23 protein-coding genes are annotated in these 23,617 nt (G+C 58.3%); 13 read left to right on the top strand and 10 right to left on the bottom strand.

Annotated elements, in window-relative coordinates:
- Positions 1–71: 71 nt before the first annotated feature.
- The 3 genes from AC13C0_RS08170 to gmk all read right to left on the bottom strand — a co-directional run bounded on the left by AC13C0_RS08170 (position 72) and on the right by gmk (position 3,317).
- A complete protein-coding gene (locus tag AC13C0_RS08170; protein WP_117619412.1) occupies positions 72–2,213 on the bottom strand; it encodes a RelA/SpoT family protein in 2,142 nt (713 codons plus the stop codon).
- A gap of 172 nt (positions 2,214–2,385) precedes the next feature.
- A complete protein-coding gene (gene rpoZ / locus AC13C0_RS08165) occupies positions 2,386–2,598 on the bottom strand; it encodes a DNA-directed RNA polymerase subunit omega (RefSeq protein WP_117619411.1) in 213 nt (70 codons plus the stop codon).
- An 86-nt stretch (positions 2,599–2,684) separates the two neighbouring features.
- Positions 2,685–3,317, bottom strand: coding sequence for a guanylate kinase (gmk, locus tag AC13C0_RS08160; protein ID WP_117619410.1), 633 nt, complete (start codon positions 3,315–3,317; stop codon positions 2,685–2,687).
- A gap of 150 nt (positions 3,318–3,467) precedes the next feature.
- On the opposite strand from gmk, the gene AC13C0_RS08155 reads away from it, so the two are divergent.
- Positions 3,468–4,286, top strand: coding sequence for an RluA family pseudouridine synthase (locus AC13C0_RS08155; protein WP_117619409.1), 819 nt, complete (start codon positions 3,468–3,470; stop codon positions 4,284–4,286).
- Positions 4,287–4,310: 24 nt separating this feature from the next.
- Here AC13C0_RS08155 and AC13C0_RS08150 read toward each other — a convergent pair whose 3' ends face one another.
- A complete protein-coding gene (locus tag AC13C0_RS08150; RefSeq protein ID WP_341581267.1) occupies positions 4,311–5,177 on the bottom strand; it encodes a YicC/YloC family endoribonuclease in 867 nt (288 codons plus the stop codon).
- 169 nt (positions 5,178–5,346) lie between these two features.
- On the opposite strand from AC13C0_RS08150, the gene rph reads away from it, so the two are divergent.
- On the top strand, positions 5,347–6,063 hold the full coding sequence (gene rph / locus AC13C0_RS08145) for a ribonuclease PH (protein WP_117619407.1): 717 nt from the start codon (positions 5,347–5,349) through the stop codon (positions 6,061–6,063).
- Between the two features lie 135 nt (positions 6,064–6,198).
- On the opposite strand, the gene AC13C0_RS08140 is transcribed toward rph, so the two are convergent.
- Entirely contained in the window at positions 6,199–7,005 is an 807-nt protein-coding gene (locus AC13C0_RS08140; protein ID WP_117619406.1) for an exodeoxyribonuclease III, read from the bottom strand.
- A gap of 81 nt (positions 7,006–7,086) precedes the next feature.
- Here AC13C0_RS08140 and pyrE point away from each other — a divergent pair, with 81 nt between their 5' ends.
- Both pyrE and AC13C0_RS08130 read left to right on the top strand, forming a co-directional pair.
- Positions 7,087–7,725 carry an orotate phosphoribosyltransferase gene (gene pyrE / locus AC13C0_RS08135; protein WP_117619405.1) on the top strand — a complete coding sequence of 213 codons (639 nt, stop codon included), beginning with the start codon at positions 7,087–7,089 and terminating at the stop codon, positions 7,723–7,725.
- Positions 7,726–7,728: 3 nt separating this feature from the next.
- Complete coding sequence (locus AC13C0_RS08130) at positions 7,729–8,382, top strand: DUF4124 domain-containing protein (protein WP_376788052.1); 654 nt, start codon at positions 7,729–7,731, stop codon at positions 8,380–8,382.
- Between the two features lie 109 nt (positions 8,383–8,491).
- Here the strand turns inward: AC13C0_RS08130 and AC13C0_RS08125 are convergent, their stop codons facing one another.
- Positions 8,492–8,917, bottom strand: a complete 426-nt coding sequence (locus AC13C0_RS08125) for a hypothetical protein (RefSeq protein WP_117619403.1) — start codon at positions 8,915–8,917, stop codon at positions 8,492–8,494.
- A 142-nt stretch (positions 8,918–9,059) separates the two neighbouring features.
- Positions 9,060–9,401: a DUF2782 domain-containing protein gene (locus AC13C0_RS08120; protein ID WP_117619402.1), complete on the bottom strand. Its 342-nt coding sequence runs from the start codon at positions 9,399–9,401 to the stop codon at positions 9,060–9,062.
- An 87-nt stretch (positions 9,402–9,488) separates the two neighbouring features.
- Between AC13C0_RS08120 and polA the strand changes: the two genes are divergently transcribed.
- Together polA and AC13C0_RS08110 are read left to right on the top strand one after the other, a co-directional pair.
- A complete protein-coding gene (gene polA, locus AC13C0_RS08115; protein WP_482954246.1) occupies positions 9,489–12,218 on the top strand; it encodes a DNA polymerase I in 2,730 nt (909 codons plus the stop codon).
- Positions 12,219–12,349: 131 nt separating this feature from the next.
- Complete coding sequence (locus tag AC13C0_RS08110; protein ID WP_227539317.1) at positions 12,350–12,820, top strand: hypothetical protein; 471 nt, start codon at positions 12,350–12,352, stop codon at positions 12,818–12,820.
- 10 nt (positions 12,821–12,830) lie between these two features.
- Here the strand turns inward: AC13C0_RS08110 and AC13C0_RS08105 are convergent, their stop codons facing one another.
- The 3 genes from AC13C0_RS08105 to AC13C0_RS08095 form a co-directional block, all read right to left on the bottom strand.
- Complete coding sequence (locus tag AC13C0_RS08105; RefSeq protein WP_117619400.1) at positions 12,831–14,222, bottom strand: OmpP1/FadL family transporter; 1,392 nt, start codon at positions 14,220–14,222, stop codon at positions 12,831–12,833.
- A 118-nt stretch (positions 14,223–14,340) separates the two neighbouring features.
- Positions 14,341–15,462, bottom strand: coding sequence for a PilT/PilU family type 4a pilus ATPase (locus tag AC13C0_RS08100; RefSeq protein ID WP_117619399.1), 1,122 nt, complete (start codon positions 15,460–15,462; stop codon positions 14,341–14,343).
- A 218-nt stretch (positions 15,463–15,680) separates the two neighbouring features.
- Positions 15,681–16,715 (bottom strand): type IV pilus twitching motility protein PilT, encoded by a 1,035-nt coding sequence (locus AC13C0_RS08095; RefSeq protein WP_008174189.1) that lies wholly within the window; start codon positions 16,713–16,715, stop codon positions 15,681–15,683.
- A 140-nt stretch (positions 16,716–16,855) separates the two neighbouring features.
- Here AC13C0_RS08095 and AC13C0_RS08090 point away from each other — a divergent pair, with 140 nt between their 5' ends.
- From AC13C0_RS08090 to AC13C0_RS08060, 7 genes are all read left to right on the top strand, one after another.
- Positions 16,856–17,560, top strand: a complete 705-nt coding sequence (locus AC13C0_RS08090; RefSeq protein ID WP_117619398.1) for a YggS family pyridoxal phosphate-dependent enzyme — start codon at positions 16,856–16,858, stop codon at positions 17,558–17,560.
- A 61-nt stretch (positions 17,561–17,621) separates the two neighbouring features.
- The gene (gene proC / locus AC13C0_RS08085; RefSeq protein ID WP_117619397.1) at positions 17,622–18,455 is read left to right on the top strand and encodes a pyrroline-5-carboxylate reductase; all 834 of its coding nucleotides are present in this window, start codon (positions 17,622–17,624) and stop codon (positions 18,453–18,455) included.
- A gap of 22 nt (positions 18,456–18,477) precedes the next feature.
- Positions 18,478–19,062, top strand: coding sequence for a YggT family protein (locus AC13C0_RS08080; protein WP_117619396.1), 585 nt, complete (start codon positions 18,478–18,480; stop codon positions 19,060–19,062).
- Between the two features lie 243 nt (positions 19,063–19,305).
- Positions 19,306–21,270 (top strand): dynamin family protein, encoded by a 1,965-nt coding sequence (locus tag AC13C0_RS08075; RefSeq protein ID WP_117619395.1) that lies wholly within the window; start codon positions 19,306–19,308, stop codon positions 21,268–21,270.
- A gap of 127 nt (positions 21,271–21,397) precedes the next feature.
- Positions 21,398–22,546 carry a homoserine O-succinyltransferase MetX gene (gene metX, locus AC13C0_RS08070; RefSeq protein ID WP_117619394.1) on the top strand — a complete coding sequence of 383 codons (1,149 nt, stop codon included), beginning with the start codon at positions 21,398–21,400 and terminating at the stop codon, positions 22,544–22,546.
- The gene (metW, locus tag AC13C0_RS08065) at positions 22,543–23,148 is read left to right on the top strand and encodes a methionine biosynthesis protein MetW (protein WP_117619393.1); all 606 of its coding nucleotides are present in this window, start codon (positions 22,543–22,545) and stop codon (positions 23,146–23,148) included. The genes metX and metW overlap by 4 nt, the downstream gene beginning before the upstream one ends.
- A complete protein-coding gene (locus tag AC13C0_RS08060; RefSeq protein WP_117619392.1) occupies positions 23,145–23,612 on the top strand; it encodes a DUF4426 domain-containing protein in 468 nt (155 codons plus the stop codon). The genes metW and AC13C0_RS08060 overlap by 4 nt, the downstream gene beginning before the upstream one ends.
- Positions 23,613–23,617: the final 5 nt, after the last annotated feature.

Below are 23,617 nucleotides of genomic sequence, written 5' to 3'. Positions count from 1 at the left end.
ATTTTCCTCTCTTCCAAAACGCCAATCCTCACCCCTCTGTGGCGCGCCTGTCAACCGGGCTTTGGTCTGGTTCAGTGCCGTACGCGGCTGATGTGGGTAATTGCCCGAATATTGCGGATGCGCCGCATAACCCGGGCCAGATGCCGGCGCCCTTGCACATGCACCACCAGGCTGACGACACCGAAGCGGGCATTCTGCTCCTCCACATTGATGCGCTCGATGTTACCGTCAGCCATGGCCACGGCGTTTGCCATCTCGGCAATCACACCGCGCTGACGCTCAAGCTCTACCCGCAACTCCACAGAAAATTCATCGGTAATGTCCTTGGCCCACTTGAGATGGGTCAGGCGGGCCCGGCCTTCGTCGTCTTCCGGCAAGCGAGAGCAGGTATCGGAATGAATTACCATGCCTTTGCCGGAATCCATAACACCCACCACCGGGTCACCGGGAATCGGCTTGCAACAGCTGGCAAACCGGACCAGCAGTCCCTCGGTACCACGAATCGTCACCGGGCTTTGATTGCCACCCTCGATATCCCGGGCGCCCTCACCGGAGTCCGGTCCTTCGGCACCGCTTACGAGCTGACGGGCAACCAGATAGGCCATCCGGTTTCCAAGACCAATGTCACCGATCAGGTCGTCAAAACTGTTCACCTGGTTGTGATTCACCACCGCCTGTTTCTGGGCATCGCTGATATCCGACAGTTTGGCACCAAAGCCTTTCAGCGACTTCTTCAGCAAGGCCCGTCCCAGCTCCAGCGATTCCGCCCGCTTCTGGCTCTTCAGGACATGACGGATACTGCTTCTTGCCTTGCCGGTAACCACGAAACTGAGCCAGGCCGGATTGGGCCGGGCACCGGGTGCGGTAATGATTTCGACGGTCTGACCGCTTTGAAGGGGCTGACTCAGGGAACCGAGATTACGGTTGATCCGGCAGGCCACGGTGGCATTACCGATATCGGTGTGGATCGCGTAGGCGAAATCTACCGGTGTTGCCCCGCTGGGCAGCTCCATGATGCGGCCCTTGGGCGTGAACACGTAGATCTCGTCCGGGAACAGATCCACTTTCACGTGCTCAATGAATTCCATGGAATCATCGGCCCGCTCCCGCATTTCCATCAGACCCTTCACCCAGCGATCAACCCTTGCCTGGTTCGCACTGGTAACGCTGCTGGGCTCGTTCTTGTACATCCAGTGGGCCGCAATACCGTTGTTGGCGATGTGTTCCATTTCCTCAGTGCGGATCTGGATTTCAATGTTCACGTGCATGCCGAACAGGGTGGTATGGATAGACTGGTAGCCATTGGCCTTGGGCATGGCAATGTAGTCCTTGAACCGGCCCGGCAGGGGCTTGTACAGGCTGTGAACGGCACCGAGGATGCGATAACAGTCATCCTCGGTGTCGGTAATAATCCGGAAGGCGTACACATCCATGATTTCATGGAAGGATTTCTGCTTGAACTTCATCTTGTTGTAGATGCTGTTCAGGTGTTTCTCCCGGCCAAGAATCCGCCCGGGCAGGCCGCGCTCTTCCAGCTTTTCCTGCAACTTGCCACGGATGTCTTCGATGATTTCCCGGTGGCTGCCCCGAAGCTTCTCCACCGCTTTCGAGATGTACTTCGATCGCATCGGATACAGGGAGGAGAAACCCAGATCCTCAAGTTCGGTGCAGATCGAGTGCATACCAAGGCGGTTGGCGATCGGGGCGTAGATATCGAGGGTTTCGGTGGCAATGCGCTGGCGTTTCTCGTAAGGCATGGGACCGAGGGTGCGCATGTTGTGCAGCCGGTCAGCCAGCTTCACCAGGATGACCCGTATATCCCGGGCCATGGCGAGAGTCATCTTCTGGAAGTTCTCAGCCTGGGCTTCCGCCCGGGAGCGGAACTCAATCTGGGTCAGCTTGCTGACGCCATCCACCAGCTCGGCCACATCCTCACCGAACTGCTCCGACAGGGCATCCTTCGGGATACCGGTGTCTTCAATGACATCGTGAAGCATCGCGGCCATCAGGCTCTGGTGGTCCAGCCGGAGATCGGCGAGGATATGGGCAACGGCCAGGGGATGGGTAATGTAGCGGTCGCCGCTTTTGCGCATCTGGCCCTCATGGGCCTGTTCGGCATAGTAGTAGGCCCGTCGCACCTGATTGATGCGATGGGTATCCAGATAGGAGCTGAGCTCTCTCGCCAGCCCTTCAACCGTAGCCTCTGCCGACACCGCGCCTCCACAACCTCATGAAATTCAGGGACAAAAAAACCCGAATGCACGCATCCGGGTCCTTCCTTAGTCCTTCCAGCAACGTTCTATAGACACACTATAAAACCGCGGGGACGGATTTCAATGCTTCTCACTCACGGACAGGTACTTATGCCCAATATCCGCAGACAGCTCACTCGTCGTCGTCTTCCTTAAGCAGATCACGAGTAATCTTGCCTTCGGCGATTTCGCGCAGGGCAATCACCGTCGGCTTATCATTTTCTTCCGGCACCATCGGCTCGGCCCCCTTGGTAGCGAGCTGACGCGCACGCTTGGTAGCCAGCATTACCAGCTGGAAGCGGTTATCAACGTTTTCCAGACAATCTTCAACGGTAACTCGTGCCATAACTTCCCCGACAAATAAAATGACTGATTCAGCAGACCGGATAGTTTACTGCGACCGGTTCAATTTGTATACAGGAAAAGCCCGTATCAGGCCAGGCCAGACAACCCTGCCAGAAGCTTCTGGTGCCGTGGCTGCTGCACCTCCATGCGCAGGCGCTGGGCCCGGACGATGGCCAGCAGGTCCGCCAGGGCGATATCGAAGTCGTCATTGACCACCAGAAAGTCGAACTCAACGGCGTGGCGGCACTCTTCCTTGGCCTCCGCCAACCGGCGCTCCACCACCTCGGGCGTGTCGGTACCACGACCCACCAGTCGCTCGCGCAATACTGCCGGCGACGGCGGCACAATAAAAATACCGACGCATTCGGGAATCAGCCGGCGCACCTGACTGGCACCCTGCCAATCAATCTCCAGGATGACATCCTGGCCCCTGGCCAGCGTCTCCCGCACCCAGGCCTGAGAGGTGCCGTAGTAGTTACCAAAGACATCCGCGTGTTCCAGAAAATCACCCTTGGCAATCATTGCCTCAAATTCTTCGCGGCCGACAAAGTGGTAGTTAACACCGTTCTGCTCCCCTTCGCGCATGGAGCGGGTGGTGTGGGACACGGAGACGCCAAGCTTGTGGTCATCGCGAAGCATGCCCGCCACAAGGCTTGTCTTACCGGCACCGGATGGCGCAGATATAACGTACAGGGTACCCTGCTCAACTGACTGACTCATAACCCGAGAACTCCAAACCTGAACGCGGCGGCCACCTGTTCCGACCGATAAAAGCCGGAATTATACGGACTTTGGCAAAACACCGCACCCCGACAGGGCGCCACCTGATACCATTTGCGTAATTGTCCCTTTTATCAACTGATATACCCCATGCGAACGACCATAGACATTACTCTTCAGAAACCCCGGAAAGCCATTGACGCACTGAGTGAGGCATCGGAGCTCTCACGCCAGAAAATCAAGGATGCCATGACCAAGGGCGCCTGCTGGTGGACGCACAAGGGCAAACAATTAAGACTGCGAAGGGCGACGAAGGAGCTCAGAGCCGGCGTGCACCTGCAGCTGTACTATGACGAGAAGGTACTGGCCAGAAAACCTGAAGACCCGGTTCTGCTGGAGGACAAAGGGCGTTACACCGTCTGGTTCAAACCTCACGGCATGCTCGCCCAAGGCTCCCAGTGGGGCGACCATTGCAGCCTGCTGCGGCTGGCAGAAGTGCTTCTCGAGCGGCCGTGTCACCTGATCCACCGCCTCGATGCCGACGCCGCCGGGCTGATGCTGATCGCCCACGACCCGAAAGCTGCGAGCGCCCTGTCCCAGTGCTTTTCAGCCCGAACCATCACCAAATACTACCGGGCCAGAGTAACCGGGGTGGTCAGCGCCCAGGACCGGATCGTTGACGCTCCGGTGGAGGGCAAACCGGCAACCAGCCGGGTGACGACACTAAGTGCCAGCGAGGCCAACCAGACCTCCCTGGTACAGGTGAGCATTGAAACCGGACGGAAACACCAGATCCGCCGCCACCTGGCTGGCCTTGGGCACCCGATCGTCGGCGACCGCCTGTACGGACGACCTGCCCCGGCTCCCCTGCAGCTGCTGGCTTATTATCTGGAATTCGACTGCCCGCTGAGCAAACAAAAGGTCACGTTCCGGTTACCGGACAACCTGGACAGCCTGAAACAGTCCTGAACCCCAAAAAGCCCTGCCCCGGGATCACTCCAGGTTCTGCACCTGCTCCCGAATCTGTTCGATCAGCACTTTCAGATCCACAGCAATGCGGGTTACTCCGGCGTCGATACTCTTGCTGCTCAGGGTATTGGCCTCGCGGTTCAGCTCCTGCATCAGAAAATCCAGCCGGCGACCGATGGCCCCCTCACTTTTCAGGGTATCCGCCACCTCGCCAATGTGGGCGTCCAGCCGGTCCAGCTCCTCGGCCACATCACTTTTCTGGGCCAGCATCACCATCTCCTGGGTAACCCGATCGGGATCCAGCTCCACCTTCGCTTTCTCGAACCGCTCCCGAAGCGCCTTCTCCTGGGCGTCAAGCAGCTCCGGCATGCGAGCGCGCACGTCCGAGACCAACTCACCCATGATTTTAAGGCGATCTTCGAACAACGGCCGCAACCGCTCTCCCTCGCGCTCCCGCACTGATGCCAGCTCAGCAACGGTCTGCTCAAACAAACCGGTCGCTGCCTCTTTCGCCGGACCATAGTCCTGCTCCGGCACCGAAAGAACGCCAGGCCAGCGAAGAATATCCAGGGCGTTGATGTGGGCCGGGTTATCCAGCATCCGATTGATGTGATTCGCGGCCTCATTGACGGCCTGCGCCATCTCTTCGCTAATCTCGAAGCTCTGGGTCACATTTTCGGCGGACTGAAGCCGCATGGACACATCCACCTTGCCTCGCTTCAGCTGATTCCGAAGCTCCTCACGGAACCGGCCCTCAAGCTCCCGGAAAGCCTCCGGCAGACGGAAAGACGGTTCCAGGTAGCGGTGATTCACCGTCCGGATCTCACAGGTCAGCGCCCCCCAGTCTCCCTGGACATCCTTCCGGGCAAATGCGGTCATACTTCGGATCATGTCGGCTCCGCTCATGGTTGGTGGAAACAATCCGAGTTTAACAGGCTCTTAACGCCCACGGCGAACCAAACAAAAGGCCAGTGCCAACGTGTTATACTTTTCCGCCTTTTCGACACACGATCGACCGGGACACGCGCCCGGACATTCATTACTGACTTCAGGAAATACTATGCGTCCAAGCGGCAGAACGCCCGAGCAACCGAGAGATGCTCGAATTACCCGCAACTACACCCGCCACGCCGAAGGCTCCGTGCTGGTGGAATTCGGAGACACCAAAGTTATCTGCACCGCCTCCGTCGAAAACAAGGTTCCCCCATTTATGAGGGGCGAAGGTAAAGGCTGGATCACCGCCGAATACGGCATGCTGCCCCGCTCCACCGGCAGCCGAATGGGCCGGGAAGCCGCCCGCGGCAAACAGGGCGGACGCACCGTCGAAATCCAGCGCCTGATCGGCCGCTCCCTGCGCGCCGCCGTCGACCTCTCCGCTCTGGGCGAGCACACCATCACCGTGGACTGCGACGTTATCCAGGCCGACGGCGGCACCCGCACCGCAGCCATCACCGGCGGTTGCGTGGCACTGGTCGATGCCCTGAACCACCTGGTGGCCGAAAAGCGCCTGAAAAAATCACCACTCAAACAGATGGTCGCCGCGCTGTCCGTTGGCGTTTACAAGGGTACCCCGGTGGTGGATCTGGACTATCCGGAAGATTCCGAAGCGGAAACCGACATGAACGTCATCATGACCGACCAGGGCGGCTTTATCGAGATTCAGGGAACGGCGGAAGGTGCGCCGTTTGTTCAGGAAGAGCTGGACAACATGCTGGTATTGGCCAGGCAGGGCATTGAGCAGTTGTTCGAAATCCAGAAAACAGCTTTGGAAGGCTAACTCACAAGTCTGAGGCGCCTGTGTGGCGACGTTTCCCCAGACTGTTGAGGGCCATGGACGGCCCGAAACAAGCGCACAGGGATGTGCTCGTAGCGTGTCTGGGGAAACGTCGCCACACAGGCGCCTTCCCCAGACTCAAAAACCGATTTCGATATCGTAATCCATGATCACCGGTGCGTGATCGGAAAACCGGGTTGAGTCGTCAATCCAGCCATCCTCGATGGTCTTGCGGATCCCAGGGGTCAGCAACTGGTAATCCACCCGGATACCGGCATTCCTGCGGGAACCTTCCGCCTGCTCCGGCCACCAGGTAAACTGATTACTCTGCCTGTTCACTTCCCGGAACCCGTCAACACAGCCCATTTCATCAAACAGGCGGTCAAGCCAGGCACGCTCATGGGGCAGGAAACCGGAAAAGTCCAGCTTGTGATAAAGCGGGCTGGCATCCGTTACATGGTGGGCCGTCTGAAGATTGGCGCAGAAAATAAACTGCCGGCGCTTACGCAGCGTCTTCTGCATGTGCAGACCAAAAGACTCCATGAACTCGTCCTTATGGTCCAGCACTGTCAGGTCGTCCTCGCCGATCAGTTCTTCTTCCCGGCCAAGGGCACAGGGCGCGAGCACACAGGCCACGGAAACCTTGTCAAAATCGGCCTGAATAAACCGGCCCTCACGATCCGCCTGCTCGTTGGCGAAACCGTACATGATGGCCTTCGGAAAGTGGCGGGTGTAAATGCCCACGCCACCATCCTCATTGTTCTCGCCATCAATAAAATAGGCCTCATAACCTTCCGGAATCAGGTTGTAGTCCTCAATCTCGTAGGCCCGCATGCGATGGTCCTGAACGCAGACCACGTCGGCATCCTGCTGCGCCAGCCAGTCGAAAAAGCCCTTCTCAACAGCCTGGGCGAGGCCATTGACGCTGATTGATACTACCCGCATACGTGTTCCCTGATTCGGTTTGTGTGTATGATACCGTTTTTACGTGTTAATTAAAGATCAACACCCGCCAGAAGCCTTGTCATGCACGACTATCAGCAAAAATTTATTGAGTTTGCCATCCGCCGGAACGTACTGCGCTTTGGCGAGTTTACGCTCAAGTCGGGTCGAACCAGCCCGTACTTCTTCAACGCAGGCTTGTTCAATACCGGGGATGACCTGCTTCAGTTAAGCAAGGCCTATGCCGCTGCGATAGCACGCAGCGGGCTGGATTATGACATTATTTTCGGGCCTGCCTATAAGGGCATTCCGTTGGCCACCGTAACAGCAATGGCCCTGGCTACAGACGGTAACAGCAAACCTTTTGCGTTTAACCGCAAGGAAAAGAAGGATCATGGTGAGGGCGGCAACATTGTTGGCGCACCACTGCAGGGCAGAGTACTGATTGTCGATGATGTTATTACTGCGGGCACTGCGATCCGTGAGTCCATCGACATTATTCGGGCCGCCGGTGCCGAACCAGCCGGTGTGCTTATAGCGCTGGACCGGCAGGAAAAAGGCAATGGCGAACTGTCGGCCATTCAGGAAGTGGAAAAGGAGTTCGGTATCCCGGTGGTGAGCATCATTCGCCTCGAACAAATCCTGGACTACCTCAAGGCCAACCCGGACTTCGCCGGGCATGCCGGGAAGGTCGCCAGTTACCGGGATCGTTACGGAGTCTGATTAATGGCTAATCGTCTGACCGCATTTTCAGCCAGGGCTTGTACATGTGCGCTTATGCTGGGCATAGCGCCCCACGCCGCAGCCAACATGTACCGATACACGGATGCGAACGGCCAGGTTGTGATCAGCAGCACTATTCCCCAGGAAGCCACCAAACGGGGCTACGATATTCTGGGCAACAATGGTCGTGTGATCGAGACCATTCCTCCCGCGCCCACGGAAGAGGAAATTGCCGCCCGGGAAGCGGAAAAACAACGCCAGCAAGAGCTCGCCGAACAACGTGAGAAAGACAGGCAGTTGCTGAAGCGCTTCAGCCACCCGGATCAGGCGGTGAAAGCAATGCATCGAAAGATCCGGGAACTCGAGGGCCTGATCCAGCTCAAGCGAGGCAACATCTCGGTAATATCCAGCCAGCTGGACAGCGAACAAAGCCGCGCGGCCGATATGGAACGGACCGGACGCGACATACCTGAATCCATCCTTGAGAAAATCCGGAGGCTGGAGTCACAGATTCGGGACATTGAGCGGGAGATTGCCTCGCAAACCCAGGAAATTGAGGCACTGCAGAAGGCCTTCGAAGCCGATATAGAACGCCTGGAAGAAGTCACCGACGAGGCCCGGACACTGCCGCTGGAGCCCGCCGGGGAAACCAACTGATCGCCGCAGCCGGGCCGCACCGGAGCGCGGAATAAAAAGAAGGGCCAGCGGTGAACCGAAGGCCCTTCTTTCATTTCACTGACTGATCAAGTGAGATGCCTCACCGCTTTCAGGCGGAAGCAGCAGTGCTCTTCTTGGTAGTAGCGGTAGTCTTGTGCGCGGTGGTTTTGCGCGCAGCCGGCTTCTTGGCCTCAACGGACTTCTTGGCGTCCTGAGCGGCTTCGGAAACATCCTCGGCAGCTTCAGATACCGCGTCAGCGCCTTCAGCGGCCTCTTTTTCCAGCTTGGCGACCAGATCACCCGCGAAGCTGCCAAAGCGGCTGTTCAGGCTGCGCAGCTGGCCAAACAGGCTATCGCTGTAACCGTTGTAACGCTTGCGCAGGGTCTTGACGCTGTACTCACGCGCCTCGGCCTCCAGCTTTTCCGCGTAATCAAACGGCTTGGAGGCAAGCTTCTTCTGCTGCTCTTCAGCGGCATTGATGCCTTTATCGACGATTTCCTGAAGCTGTTCCTGATATGACTTGAGTTTACCCATGTCTGTTCTCCTATTGGTTTCCTGAAAGTTCCAAGGCGCTGCTAAAACTTCTTGGGAGCAGGCCTTGCTTCAAGCTCAGGATCCAAGTTACGCCGAAAAATTAGAATGTTCATACTAAAAGCGGGAAATAGACGAATCAGGGTTACCAGCGGAAAATAACCCAACGGGGCAGCAGCGTGTCGGACTCGGACTGCCGGACCCAACCACCACCGCCATCGGCAGGTACCAGGTAATATTCCGGCCCGACTTCCGGCACAACCTTGATTTCCATAAGCTGACCATTAACCCGGTACTCATAAAAGACCTCGTTCTCGCCGGGGCGGATAACAATTTGCGGGCCCTCGCCAGCAGGCTGATAATCGGAAACCACAACGGGCTCTTTCGGCGTTTCCACCGGCGTCTCGTTCAGCGCCCCTTTTTCTTGGGCCAGAGCAGCCAACGGCAAACAGACGAGTAGCAATGCCGGGCAGGCGATTTGTTTCATTTTCGTGATACCCTTTCGTCCATCGATTTCAGTACAGAGTTGCATAAGCCAACCCATGCTTCAATCAGAATCCGGACTTGTTTTGACATGACCAGCAAAAACACACCACCAGTGGTTCTTGTGGACGGATCGTCCTATCTTTTCCGTGCTTATCATGCACTTCCACCGCTGACCACCAGCAAGGACCACCCCACCGGTGCGATCAAGGGTGTGATCAGCATGATCCGGCGCCTGGAGCAGGATTTCCCCGGCTCAAAGATGGTGGTGGTCTTTGACGCCAAGGGCAAAACCTTCCGGCATGACCTGTACGAAGAGTACAAGGCCAACCGGCCGCCGATGCCTGAGGATCTGGCCTGCCAGATCGAACCCATCCACGAAATCGTGAAGGCCATGGGCCTGCCCCTGCTGACCGTAACCGGCGTAGAAGCGGACGACGTGATCGGTACACTGGCCGAAGAAGCCACCAGCAAGGGCATTGATGTGGTGGTTTCAACCGGCGACAAGGACATGGCGCAGCTGGTCAGCGACCACGTAACGCTGATCAACACCATGACCGAAACCCGGATGGACCGGGAGGGCGTGGTGGAAAAGTTCGGTGTTACCCCCGAGCAGATCGTTGACTACCTGGCCCTGGTGGGCGACAAGGTGGACAACATCCCGGGAGTTAACAAGTGCGGACCGAAAACCGCGGTGAAATGGCTGCAGACCTACGAAGATCTGGACAATCTGATTGAGCATGCCGATGAGATCAGAGGCAAGATTGGTGAGTACCTCCGGGAAGCCACTGAAACCCTCCCCCTGAGCCGCGAACTGGCCACCATCCGCACCGATGTGGAGCTGGACTTTGGCCTGGAAGATCTGGAGCTGCGTGAACAGGATGACCAGCAGCTGCTGGAACTGTTCCGGGAGTACGAATTCCGGAGCTGGATTGCTGAACTGGAGAGCAATAAAGACTCGCAAACACCGGCCGGTAAAAACTACAGCGAAAACCCGGCGCCCGAGGCCGGTAAAAACTACAGCGTTATTACCGATCAGAGCGATCTTGACCGCTGGTTGCAGCGCCTCAAATCCGCCGACCTTTTCGCCTTTGATACCGAAACCACGAGCCTTCGTTATATGGACGCCGAGATAGTTGGCGTCTCCTTTGCCATCACCCCGGGCGAAGCGGCTTATGTGCCCCTGGCTCACGACTACATGGGGGCTCCGGATCAGCTGGACCGTGAGGCGGTACTGGAACAGCTCAAGCCACTGCTTGAAGATCCGGGCCAGGCCAAAGTCGGACAGAACCTGAAGTACGACAAAAATGTGCTGGCCAATCACGGCATTTGCCTCGAGGGGATTGCCGAGGACACCATGCTTGAGTCCTATGTCCTGAATTCCGTGGCCACCCGCCACGATATGGACAGCCTCGCCATGCACTACCTGGGCGAAAAGACCATCAGCTTCGAGTCCATCGCCGGCAAGGGCGCCAGGCAGCTTACTTTCAACCAGATCGAGCTGGAGAAAGCCGCTCCCTACGCCGCCGAGGATGCGGACATCACCCTGCGCCTGCACCAGACCCTGAGATCAAGGCTGAAGCAAACCGGCAAACTGGCATCCGTTTACAAGGAAATCGACCTGCCCCTGGTACCAGTGCTCTCGCGTATGGAACAGCGGGGAACCCTGATCAGCGCGAGTACACTGCGCCGGCACAGCCAGGAGCTGGCCGAACGTCTGGCCGAACTGGAAAAGGAAGCCCACGACGTCGCAGGCGAGACCTTTAATCTGGGCTCCACCAAGCAACTCCAGGTCATTTTCTACGAAAGAATGGGCTTACCGGTCGTCAAGAAAACCCCCAAGGGCGCACCGTCAACCGCTGAGCCGGTGTTGCAGGAACTCGCTCATGACTATGAACTGCCGCGGCTGATCCTCGAACACCGGAGCCTGAGCAAGCTCAAGTCCACCTACACCGATACTCTGCCCGAGCTGATTCACCACCGGACGGGCCGTGTGCACACCTCTTACCATCAAGCCGTCACAGCGACCGGACGATTATCCTCCTCCGAGCCCAACCTGCAGAATATCCCTATCCGCAGCGAGCAGGGACGACGGATACGTCAGGCGTTTATCGCTCAGGAAGGGTACAAACTGGTCGCGGCGGATTATTCCCAGATCGAACTGCGGATCATGGCTCACCTGTCCGGCGACAAGGGACTGCTCACTGCCTTTGAACACGGGGAAGACATTCACAAGGCAACCGCGGCCGAAGTTTTCGGTGTAAACCTGGACGAGGTATCGGCGGACCAGCGCCGGAGCGCCAAGGCCATCAACTTTGGCCTGATCTACGGCATGTCCGCCTTTGGTCTCTCCCGGCAGCTGGATGTGGAACGCAAGCTGGCCCAGCAATACATCGACCGCTATTTCGAGCGTTACCCGGGGGTACTGAAATACATGGACAACATCCGCAAACAGGCCCACGAGGACGGTTTTGTGGAAACCCTGTTTGGTCGCCGCCTGTATCTGCCCGAAATCAACGCCCGAAACAAACAGCTGCAACAGGCTGCCGAGCGCACGGCCATCAACGCGCCCATGCAGGGCACCGCAGCGGACATTATCAAACGGGCCATGGTGGATGTGGAGAACTGGCTGCTCACCGAGCACGCCGACGAAGCCCGGATGACCATGCAGGTTCACGATGAACTGATTCTGGAAGTGAAGGAATCGGCCCTGGATAAAATCCGTAAAGGACTGGTGAAACGCATGTCGGCAGCCGCAGAACTGGATGTACCGCTGCTTGTGGAGGCCGGGGCCGGCGACAACTGGGACGAAGCCCACTGACCCACCCCAAAACAGGGCATGGACGCCCGCCAATGCACTGAAATGCGCCAGAGATTCAGAGCACAAAGGCGCCTGTTCCTGCCAGGGTTTCACGCCAGGGCGCGGCGGACACCGCCCCACCCGGATACGGCATGAAATTCGCTTCCGGCCCCAGGGTCGGCGCCTTGCCCATGCCGGATGTTCCGGGGCAACGCCATGTTGTGACACACTTTCCCGAGGCTCAAACCATGACTTCTCTGGCATCTGAACGTAGCTGGCTGCTGGACCCCGGCCTGCTGAAACTGGTTCACCAGTGCCGGCGCCTGATTCACTCAGAATTCGGCGTCAAACTGCATCTCACGGAAGAGCATCTGGAACAGCAACTGGCGGATTACGCCCGAAAAACCCGCTCAAGCCATCTGATCCGGACCTGGGAAACCCTGAAGCAACAGGTTCCGCAACTGAACATTGAACCCGAGGAAGAGGACAACGGCCTGAAGCGCACCTACCGCGGCCAGGTGATCGCCGACGCGCCACCTGTCACGGCCAATGAAAACGGCGAGGGAGAAAGCCACCCGCCACGGAAGAAAAAGGTCATCTACCGTGGTCAGGTGGTTGGCTGATCAGTGCGGGCTAGAAGGCTTTGCTAACCTGCAGAGCCGCACTCCAGGCACTCAGATCATAGGTGCCCTGGTAGTTGGCAGGCGTGGCGGGTTGAGTCGGATTGTCATGACCATACTCACGATCATTCACCTTGGCGTCTCCGGAGAACAACAGCGTTCCCATGGCTGCGTCAACGGTCCAGCCGCCAGCAATCTCCTTCCACTGGGCACCCAGTGTCAGCCAGTGGCGGTCCTGGGAAGGTATGCGGGCAGTCACATATTGCTTGTTCACGGGTGACTCATCCCAGGCGTAGCCGGCCTTCAGTGCCCAGTCGGGCGTGACCTGCCATATGCCGCCAAGGTTAAGTTGCCAGGTATCCTGCCACTTTTCGGTGATGTGCGTGATCGGCTGGCCGGGCTGACGTCCGGTTGCCTGGGATACCTCACCACTCTGCCCCTCCCGGCTGTAGATATCGAGTTCTTCGAACCGGCTCCACCTGGCATAGGTAGCACCCGCCAGCAGGGTAAACGAGTCGTTAAAGCGATGCCGCAGACCAAGCGTTGCACTCCCGGGAATGGCCAGCGGAACCCGGACCTTTTCTGTCAGTGTTGTGGTCTGACCGGGCGAGGAAAGTACCGGGAAATCGGAGATGGTCGCGTCGCCGTCCAGATCGAGATCGGTGCCCGTCTGGACACTCAGGCCGATCTGGGTCATCCCGGACAGCTCATAAAGGACACCAACCCGGAATGTAGCGGCTATATCATCGCCTTCGATATCGGCATAAGGTTCATCCAGAGCCAGGGCAGCCGGGCCGGCAACAGCGCTCAGGTCCTGATACCGGCTGAGACGGCCCTCCGCGTAAATCAGGTTGATGCCGGCGCCCACGGACAGGCCATTACCGTTGTTCACGGAGATCGACGGAGTGAAGGCAATGGCCGTCAGCTCGGTCTTATCGGCAAAGAAGCGACCCGCAAAGTCGTCCTCGTAATCCGCTGCCAGCCCGTAGGGCGCATGGATACCGAAGCCAACGTCAACGCGGTCACTGACTTCATGAGTCAGGTAAAAGTTAGGCAGAACAGCCGGATCAGCGATATCACCACCCCCAGTCGCCGGCTGAACGGGAACTGCCGGGTTCCGACGAACCGCTGAGAGAGATGACTGCCGCGCCTCGGCATCAATATCCAGAACCGCCGCACCAAAAGATATATTGGTGCCGGACAACTGGCTCATACCGGCGGGATTAAACAGAGCCGTGGTGGCGTTCTCGGGATTGGCGGCGGCACCGGCATTGGCTGTGCCCATGGCACTGGCGCTCTGCTCGTTCAGGGAAAAGCCCCCCGCCAGGGCGCCCGCAGGTGCGGCAATTGCCGCAAGAGTGGTCAGCTGTATTGCTCGCGCAAGCATTGAGGAATTGTTGTGCATGGTCTCTCCTTGTTCTGTCGCGCGAAGTATACGCGGCGGAACCGACCAGCTTCAAATGCCATCCCTAACGGTTCAGCCCCCAACTACCTACGACCAAAGTCTGAGAGGGCAGCGAGTTCTAGTCGTCCTGAATCGAGAGCCTGTCCACCGAAGACGACAATTTATCCGCCCCCTGGGCATCGGCACCCAGTTTAATCATCAGGCGCAGATCATTGGCGGAGTCGGCATGAGCCAGAGCGTCTTCGTAGGTAATCGACCCTTCGGAGTATAGCTGGTAAAGCGCCTGATCGAAGGTTTGCATACCGGATTCGTTGGACTTGGCCATCAGCTCCTTCAGGCGATGCACCTCGCCCTTACGGATCAGGTCCGCCACCAGCGGGGTATTGATCAGCACCTCGATAACCGCCTTACGCCCTTTACCATCGGGTGTGGGAATGAGCTGTTGTGCCACAATGGCCCTGAGGTTCAGGGACAGGTCCATCCAGATCTGGTTATGCTGTTCCGGCGGGAAAAACTGAATGATCCGGTCCAGCGCCTGGTTGGCGTTGTTGGCGTGCAATGTCGCCAGGCACAGGTGGCCGGTTTCGGCAAACTGCACCGAGTATTCCATGGTCTGGCGGGTACGCACCTCACCAATCAGAATAACGTCCGGCGCCTGACGCAGGGTATTCTTCAGAGCCACTTCGAAGCTTTCGGTATCAATCCCCACTTCCCGCTGGGTCACGATACAGCCCTGGTGCTGGTGTACGAATTCGATCGGATCCTCGATGGAGATAATGTGGCCACGGCTGTTGCGGTTACGGTGCCCCAGCATGGCCGCCAGCGAGGTGGACTTGCCGGTACCGGTGGCACCCACAAACATGATCAGGCCCCGCTTGGTCATGGCCAGATCCTTGATCACCCCCGGCAGGGCAAGGTCGTCAATCTGGGGGATCTTCACCTCAATCCGGCGCAATACCATGCCGCACAGGTTACGCTGGAAGAAGGCGCTGACCCGGAAACGGCCAATGCCCCGGGCGCTGATCGCAAAGTTACATTCGTGGGTTTCCTCAAACTCGGCGCGCTGTTTCTCGTTCATCGAGCCGTAGACAAATTCCCTCGTCTGCTCCGGCGTCAGCGCGTTCTTGGTGACCGGCAGCACTTTCCCGTTCACCTTCATGCTCGGCGGCACACCCGCGGTAATAAACAGGTCCGAACCGCCCTTTTCCACCATCAGCCGTAACAGTTTTTCGAATTCCATTTTTCTACCCAGTCTTCATTATTTGGTGCCTGGGTGGGGCGGGTACTGCTTCCCGGGACACGCTGTGAATACATCCATGTAAGCTTGACTGCAGCATCCATGCTGCAGACAGTCCCGGGAAGCAGTACCCGCCCCACCCCTCAAACTCAATTCGGGGAGTCCGGCTGGATTACCCCGCGGCTCCCGGCACCCAAACTCCAGCCCCGGGAGCACCATTGTTAAAAGTTATCCGGCATCTTCGCCTTGGCCCGCGCCGCTTCGCGGGATATCAGCCCTTTCTGCAACAACCGCTCCAGACACTGATCCAGTGTCTGCATGCCCAGGGAACCACCGGTCTGGATCGAGGAATACATCTGGGCGATTTTGTCCTCACGGATCAGGTTACGGATTGCCGACGTACCAATCATGATCTCGTGTGCCGCAATCCGGCCGCCACCCATCTTTTTCATCAGGGTCTGGGAAATAACCGCCTGCAGCGATTCCGACAACATCGAACGCACCATGGACTTTTCCTCGGCCGGGAACACATCCACCACCCGGTCGATGGTCTTGGCTGCAGAGGTGGTGTGCAGGGTGCCGAACACCAGGTGGCCGGTTTCCGCGGCGGTGAGGGCCAGGCGAATGGTCTCCAGATCCCGGAGCTCACCTACCAGGATAATGTCCGGGTCTTCCCGCAGTGCCGAACGCAGCGCTTCGTTGAAGCCCAGGGTATCCCGGTGCACTTCCCGCTGGTTCACCAGACATTTCTTGGAGTCATGCACGAATTCGATAGGGTCCTCAATGGTGAGGACGTGCTCGTAACGGGTATCGTTGATGTAGTCGATCATTGCGGCCAGCGTGGTGGACTTACCGGAACCGGTCGGGCCGGTCACCAGCACAAGCCCGCGGGGCACCGAAGACACATCCTTGAAGACCTGGCCCATGCCCAGATCTTCCATGGTCAGAACCTTGGAGGGGATAGTCCGGAACACCGCACCGGCACCGCGGTTCTGGTTGAAGGCGTTGACACGGAAACGAGCCACACCCGGCACTTCAAAGGAAAAGTCGGTTTCCAGGAATTCTTCGTAGTCCTTGCGCTGCTTGTCGTTCATGATGTCGTAGATCAGCCCGTGGACTTCTTTGTGCTCCATGGGCGGCAGGTTGATGCGGCGAACGTCCCCATCAACACGAATCATCGGTGGCAGGCCGGCAGACAGGTGCAAGTCAGACGCACCCTGTTTGGCCGAAAAGGCAAGCAGTTCAGTAATATCCATAGGAATCCTCGGAAGGCTTTTTCTTTTATCCCGGTCGCATGCGCCCGGCGAGGCCCCGGCGTGGTTCACTTGGCATTTCAGTGACCTGCGGGTAACGTGTCATCGTACAAGTGACAGACCGGACATGGCATTTTCACACTATGAGCAGCATAGCAGACAACATCGGGAGCGTAACCCGACGCATACAAAAAGCAACATTGCAGGCGGGCCGCGAGCCGGGAGCCGTGCAGCTGCTCGCCGTGAGCAAGGCGCGACCGCCTGACGATCTGCATGAGGCCTACGCCGCGGGGCAGCGCGCGTTCGGTGAGAGTTACCTTCAGGAAGCCCTGGCGAAGATCGAAGCGCTGGCGGATCTCGACGGCATCGAGTGGCATTTCATCGGCCCGGTACAATCCAACAAGACCCGACAAATTGCGTCTGCCTTTTCCTGGGTCCACAGTGTCGATCGCCTCAAGATTGCCCGTCGACTCAGTGAGCAACGAGACCCGGGTATGCCACCATTGAATATCTGCCTTCAGGTCAATATTAATGAGGAAGACAGCAAATCAGGTAGCAGAATTACGGAGCTTCCGGAACTGGTGGCCGCCATCGGCGAGTTACCGAACCTGAAATTGAGAGGCCTGATGGCCATTCCGGACCCGGACCAGCCCGAGGCAGAGCTGAGGACCAGCTTCCGGAAACTGGCCAACACCCTGAAGCAACTGAAAACGGATTATCCAGACGCAGGCCCCCTGGACACACTGTCCATGGGCATGTCCGGCGACCTGGACATTGCCATTGCCGAAGGGGCCACCTGGGTGAGAGTGGGCACTGCACTGTTTGGCAAGCGGCCAGCAAAGAGCTGAAGCGGCCGGTTCCTGCTATCATCAGGTCCAGACGTTTAACCGATCAACCGGGGAGTGAACCTTGAGCACATCACCAACCATTTCTTTTATTGGCGCCGGCAACATGGCCAGCGCCATCATTGGCGGTATGCTGGACAACGGCTACAAGGCCGGCGACATCTGGGTCAGCGCACCGGATGACGCGCACCTGCAATCCATCCGCAAGCGTTTCGGCGTGAGCGTCACCACCGACAATCGCTACTGCGCCCAACAGGCTGACATGGTGGTACTCGCGGTCAAACCCCAGGTGATGGCCGATGTCTGTCGCGATATTGCTCCGGTGGTGCAGAACACCCGACCACTGATGGTTTCCATTGCCGCCGGCCTGACTGTTGACACGCTGGATGGCTGGCTCGGTGGCGGGTTGCCCCTGGTCAGGGTGATGCCCAACACGCCGTCTCTGGTCGGCAAAGGGGCTGCCGGCCTCTTTGCCAACAAGGACGTAAAAGACAACCAGAAGAAGATGGTGGAGTCGGTGTTCGAGAGCATCGGGTCAGCGCTGTGGGTCGACGACGAAAACCTTCTGCATGGCGTTACCGCCCTTTCCGGCAGCGGGCCGGCCTATTTCTTCCTGATGCTCGAAGCACTCGAGGAAGTGGCGACGGAAGCCGGCATCGCCGCTGGCACCGCCCGGGAACTGGCCATCCAGACCATGGCAGGGGCTGCCGAGATGGCCGCCCGCAGTGAACACGATCCCGGCCAGCTCAAGCGTAATGTGATGTCGCCCGGAGGCACCACGGAGCAGGCCATCAATACCTTTGAAGCGGGCGGTATGCGGGATCTGGTCCGCAAGGCCTACAACGCGGCGTTCAAGCGCTCGGAAGAAATGGCCAAAGAACTGGCTGGCAAACAGTAACCGATAACGGAGACACGGCTTCATGCTGGCAGACATTCTGATTACCATCCTGCTGATCGCATCCACCTTTTATCTGACCATTGTCCTGTTGCGGTTCCTGCTTCAGCTGGCCAGGGCGGATTTCTACAACCCGATCACCCAGTTTGCGGTCAAGGCCACCAACCCCCTGCTACGGCCACTCCGGCGCTTTATCCCAGGGTGGGGCGGAATTGACGGTGCCGCTTTGGTTCTGGCGGTCATTATCCAGGCCATCACCCTCTTCCTGATTCTGATCGCCCTGAACGGCGGTATTCCCGCCATGAACCCGCTCACCCTGTTGGTCTGGGCGGTACTGAACGTGCTGGATCTGATCGTGAAGATCTACTTCTGGTCAGTCATTGCCGTCGTGGTTGTCAGTTGGATAGCGCCCGGCAGCGGCCATCCGGCGATTCAGCTGGTTGCCCAGATCACCGAACCGGTGATGCGCCCGGTGCGTAGCATCATACCCTCCATGGGCGGCCTGGATCTGTCACCGATCATTGTCTTCCTGATTCTGAATGTCATTTCGGTGGTCATTGGACATATGAAAGTGGCAGCAGGGCTGGGATCCATCGGACTCGGACTGTAAACCGCGTCTCAAATATACATTTTGTAACACTTAGCGACGAAAACGATTATTGCTTGGCTGCAGGCTCAGGATTCTGATTTTGCAGCCTTTTTTATGATTACTCTTTCAACTCACCCAATTTGACCCCCGCAGCCCAGCCGCAAACATTACCGGGACAGGATAGTATTACCGGTAATTAATCCGTCACCCGTGAGCACCCCGTTTTGCCCGGGATACCCGGAAGTCGCGCAGAAGGAAAATCCGATGAACCCACAGGGAACTCTGTCGCAGCAGGTAGAGGCTTACCACAACTGGAAAAAAGAGCTGATCCGCCAGATTGGCCGCTACCGGTTATGGCTGCAGGATAACAATCTGTTTTCCGACGATATCAGCATCCGCATTCGCCACGGGCTCGAATTGCTTATTGAGGACGAACTGACCATTGCGTTTGTCGGAGAGTACTCCCGCGGCAAGACCGAGCTGATTAACGCCCTGTTCTTCTCGGAATACGGCCAACGTATGCTGCCGTCCCAGGCCGGGCGCACCACCATGTGTCCCACCGAGCTGTTTTTCGATCGTAGCGCCAACGAGAATTATCTGCTTCTGTTGCCGATTGAAACCCGAAACGGCGATCTGTCCCTGCAACAACTGCGCAAACAGCCGGAACGTTGGGTCAAGCACGAACTGGACGAGCGCGACCCCGAAATCATGCGCGAAGTACTGGCCGAGGTGGCCCGGGTCAAGAGCGTGCCGCCGGAAGAGGCCCGAAGCCTTGGGTTTGACGAGAATATGCTGGAGCATGACCGCAACAACCCGGGCAATGTTCAGGTGCCGGCATGGCGTAACGCCCAGATCAGCATCCGACACCCGCTGTTCGAGCGCGGGCTCCGCATACTCGACACCCCGGGGCTGAACGCCCTGGGTTCCGAGCCCGAACTGACCATCAGCATGCTGCCCCGGGCCCATGCCATAATCTTCGTGCTCAGCGCCGACACCGGCGTAACCGCCAGTGACATGACCATCTGGAAAGAGCATATCGACACCCAGCACGCAGACCATCGTGCCGGCCGCTTTGCCGTTCTGAACAAAATCGATGTGCTCTGGGACGACCTGCAGGGTGAGCGCCACACTCAGGAAGCCATCGGGCGGGTGCGCAGCTATACCGCCGACCATCTGGGCATGCGCCAGCATGACGTCATCCCCGTCTCCGCCAAACAGGGCCTGATGGCAAGAGTCAGGCGGAACAGTGAACTTTTCGACCGCTCCAATATTGGTCAGCTCGAACAACTGATTATACAGCGCATCCTGATGCACAAGGAGCAGCTGATCACCCAAAGCCTGATCAACGATCTTATGGGCATGCTGCAGAACAGTCAGGCAGCCATGCAATATCGCCTGGAATCCCTGGAAGAGGAACTCCAGGCCTGTGCCGGCGCGACCATGGACAAAGCGGCATTGGGCCGGCTGGCCGAGCGGGCCCAGAAAGACTACGACTACTACTACAAGAAGCTGATCACCCTGCGCTCCAGCCGGCGCCTGATGGACTCCCAGGGTAACCTGCTGAAAAAGCTGGTTAGCGAGGAGCGCCTTGAGGGCCACGCCGAGCGAGTCCGCGATAACATGTCGAAAAGCTGGACCACAGCCGGCATGAACCGCGCCATGGATCAGTTCTTTGAGCTGCTTGAGAGTGATCTGACCAACCTGCTGAGCGAAGGTCATCTGGCCGAGAAAATGGTGGGCGCCATATACCGCCGCTACAACGAGGATAACCGTGCCCGCCACCTGGAACCCATACCTCTGCGGGCCGGCCGCCACGTCATTGCCATCCGCGAACTGCGGAAAAAGGCCCGCCGCTTCCGCAGCAGCCCGAAAAACCTGCTGACCGAGCAATCCGTCCTGGTTCGCCGCTTCTTCAATGTCATGGTCGGTGAAGCCCGCACCCTGCACGCCCGGGTGCGCAAAGACGTCGAGCGCTGGCCATCGGAAGCATTGCTGCCCATTATGCAATTCTCAATGGAACAGAAGCAGTTGCTGGAACACCAGATCCGGCGCCTGCGCGACATGGTCCGCAATGACCGGGACAGCCGGGCCGAGCGCCAGCGCCTGAATCACGCCATCACCGACCTCCGCCGACAACTGGAACTGGCCGATGCCATGCAGCGCCAGATCCGCAAGCCGGCCCCTACCCTGATCCAGCAGAAAGTGGTAAACATCTCCGGGGCTGTGTAAGCCCCGCCACAGCGACCATGCAGGCGGTTGCAGCCATCACGCCCCGGCTTTAAACTGCTGGGCTGGCGATGGCTTTGCCGTTGCTGTTCCAGACACTTACGGATCGAACCAGGAACCTCTCGCGCCGATGCCCGATTCCCTGCCTGCGGATTCTGTTGGGATAGTCACCCCGCAGACCTATCATTTCGACGCTCCCATTGATCTGGCCTGTGGCCAGACCCTGGAAAATTATGACCTGGTGGTCGAGACTTACGGCAAACTGAACGCAGATGCGAGCAACGCCGTGCTCATCTGCCACGCATTGAGCGGGCATCACCACGCCGCCGGCTATCATTCCGCCGAAGACCGCAAGCCGGGCTGGTGGGACAGCTGCATCGGGCCGGGAAAACCCATCGATACCGACCGTTTTTTTGTCGTCAGCCTGAACAACCTCGGAGGCTGCCACGGCAGCACCGGCCCGATCAGCACCAACCCCGCGACCGGCAAACCTTACGGGCCGGAGTTTCCGGTCATTACCGTCGGCGACTGGGTAAAAAGCCAGGCCCTGCTGGCGGACCGGCTCGGCATTGATTGCTGGGCCGCCGTGGTCGGGGGGTCCCTGGGCGGCATGCAGGCAATGCAGTGGAGCCTGGACTACCCGGGCCGCCTGCGGCATGCGGTGGTTATTGCCTCCACACCCCGGCTGACGGCCCAGAATATTGCCTTTAACGAGGTGGCGCGCCAGGCCATCACCTCAGACCGGGAATTCCATGACGGCCGCTATTACGACTTCGATACCGTACCCCGCCGGGGCCTTATGCTGGCGCGTATGGTCGGGCACATCACCTATCTGTCCGATGCCTCCATGGGCGAGAAGTTTGGCCGCGAACTGAGGGACCAGGCCTATAAGTTCGGCTACGACGCCGAATTCCAGGTGGAAAGCTACCTGCGTTACCAGGGCGAGCGATTCTCCGAATCCTTCGACGCCAACACCTACCTGTTGATGACCCGGGCACTGGATTACTTTGATCCGGCCTATGAGTTCGGCGGCGATCTGTCCAAGGCCCTCGCTGCCGCCACCTGCGAATACTTGGTCCTTTCCTTCAGTACTGACTGGCGCTTCACTCCGGCCCGCTCGGAAGAGATGGTTAACGCCATGATCGCGGCCAGGCGCAAAGTCAGCTATGCTGAAGTGGACGCACCCTGGGGGCACGATGCCTTTTTGATTCCCACGCCACGGTATACTGATATTTTCAACGCCTACATGGACCGCGTCGCAAGGGAGGTTGGTGCATGAGACCGGATCTCAACATCATCCAGCAATGGGTTCAGCCCGGCCACCATGTGCTTGATCTGGGCTGTGGTGATGGCACCCTGCTCGACTTCCTTCACCGGGAGCGAGGCGCCAGCGGCTTTGGCCTGGAGATCAACCCGGACCACATCACAACCTGCATGGGCAGGGGCGTGGCGGTCATCGAACAGAACCTGGACACCCAGGGGCTGGGCAACTTTGATGACGGAAGCTTCGATATTGTTCTGATGACCCAGGCGCTGCAGGCCGTGCGCAGGCCAGACAAGGTTCTGGATGAAATGCTGCGGGTCGGCAGCGAGGGTATTGTCACCTTTCCGAACTTTGCCCACTGGCGCCTGCGCTGGGGACTGACCCTGAGCGGGCGTATGCCCGAATCCGAGGCACTGCCGTATAAATGGTATAACACGCCCAACATACGGCTGTGCACCTTCAAGGATTTTGAAGCCCTGTGCCGACAGAAAGGCATTAAAATCAAAAGCCGGCGGGTGGTGGACGGCCAGCACCAGAACAGCTGGCTGGCTCGCCTGTGGCCAAACCTGCTGGGCGAGATTGCCATTTACCGAATTACACGGGAGACCGAACAATGATCGAAAAAACCGTTTCCACATGCCGCAGCCTTCTGCGCAACCTCCTGGTTGTCACACTCATTGGCCTGTTCAGCGCTCAGGTCCATGCGGGTTCAAAAAACTTCGGTGACTACACCGTACTCTGGAGCGTTTTTCCCAGCACTTTTCTGGCCCCGGAGATTGCCAAAGCCAACAACCTTCAGCGCAGCAAGGGCATTGGCATCGTCAACATTGCCATCATGGAGGAAAACGAGGACGGCTCCATGTCTCCGGTGAGCGGCCAGGTGGAGGGCAAGGTGGCCAACGATGTCCAGCAGGTGCGATTTCTGGCGTTCCGCCGGATTCAGGAAGGTGATTCCGTCTATTTCATCGCCGAGTACCAGTACCCGTCCGGTGAGCTGATGACCTTCAACATCACCGCTCGCCCCACCGGCCATCAGCAGGATCTGGCGGTACGGTTTGCCCACACACTGTTCAACGATTGAGCCCG

The organism is Marinobacter sp. B-21, assembly GCF_056857895.1.
This window is presented reverse-complemented; position numbering and strand designations above follow the sequence as displayed.

Coding starts and splice junctions, on each gene's coding strand:
- rpoZ (WP_117619411.1), bottom strand. CDS start 2,598: ATGGCACGAGTTACCGTTGAAGATTGTCTGGAAAACGTTGATAACCGC.
- gmk (WP_117619410.1), bottom strand. CDS start 3,317: ATGAGTCAGTCAGTTGAGCAGGGTACCCTGTACGTTATATCTGCGCCA.
- AC13C0_RS08155 (WP_117619409.1), top strand. CDS start 3,468: ATGCGAACGACCATAGACATTACTCTTCAGAAACCCCGGAAAGCCATT.
- AC13C0_RS08150 (WP_341581267.1), bottom strand. CDS start 5,177: ATGATCCGAAGTATGACCGCATTTGCCCGGAAGGATGTCCAGGGAGAC.
- rph (WP_117619407.1), top strand. CDS start 5,347: ATGCGTCCAAGCGGCAGAACGCCCGAGCAACCGAGAGATGCTCGAATT.
- AC13C0_RS08140 (WP_117619406.1), bottom strand. CDS start 7,005: ATGCGGGTAGTATCAATCAGCGTCAATGGCCTCGCCCAGGCTGTTGAG.
- pyrE (WP_117619405.1), top strand. CDS start 7,087: ATGCACGACTATCAGCAAAAATTTATTGAGTTTGCCATCCGCCGGAAC.
- AC13C0_RS08130 (WP_376788052.1), top strand. CDS start 7,729: ATGGCTAATCGTCTGACCGCATTTTCAGCCAGGGCTTGTACATGTGCG.
- AC13C0_RS08125 (WP_117619403.1), bottom strand. CDS start 8,917: ATGGGTAAACTCAAGTCATATCAGGAACAGCTTCAGGAAATCGTCGAT.
- AC13C0_RS08120 (WP_117619402.1), bottom strand. CDS start 9,401: ATGAAACAAATCGCCTGCCCGGCATTGCTACTCGTCTGTTTGCCGTTG.
- polA (WP_482954246.1), top strand. CDS start 9,489: ATGACCAGCAAAAACACACCACCAGTGGTTCTTGTGGACGGATCGTCC.
- AC13C0_RS08110 (WP_227539317.1), top strand. CDS start 12,350: ATGAAATTCGCTTCCGGCCCCAGGGTCGGCGCCTTGCCCATGCCGGAT.
- AC13C0_RS08105 (WP_117619400.1), bottom strand. CDS start 14,222: ATGCACAACAATTCCTCAATGCTTGCGCGAGCAATACAGCTGACCACT.
- AC13C0_RS08100 (WP_117619399.1), bottom strand. CDS start 15,462: ATGGAATTCGAAAAACTGTTACGGCTGATGGTGGAAAAGGGCGGTTCG.
- AC13C0_RS08095 (WP_008174189.1), bottom strand. CDS start 16,715: ATGGATATTACTGAACTGCTTGCCTTTTCGGCCAAACAGGGTGCGTCT.
- AC13C0_RS08090 (WP_117619398.1), top strand. CDS start 16,856: ATGAGCAGCATAGCAGACAACATCGGGAGCGTAACCCGACGCATACAA.
- AC13C0_RS08080 (WP_117619396.1), top strand. CDS start 18,478: ATGCTGGCAGACATTCTGATTACCATCCTGCTGATCGCATCCACCTTT.
- AC13C0_RS08075 (WP_117619395.1), top strand. CDS start 19,306: ATGAACCCACAGGGAACTCTGTCGCAGCAGGTAGAGGCTTACCACAAC.
- metX (WP_117619394.1), top strand. CDS start 21,398: ATGCCCGATTCCCTGCCTGCGGATTCTGTTGGGATAGTCACCCCGCAG.
- metW (WP_117619393.1), top strand. CDS start 22,543: ATGAGACCGGATCTCAACATCATCCAGCAATGGGTTCAGCCCGGCCAC.
- AC13C0_RS08060 (WP_117619392.1), top strand. CDS start 23,145: ATGATCGAAAAAACCGTTTCCACATGCCGCAGCCTTCTGCGCAACCTC.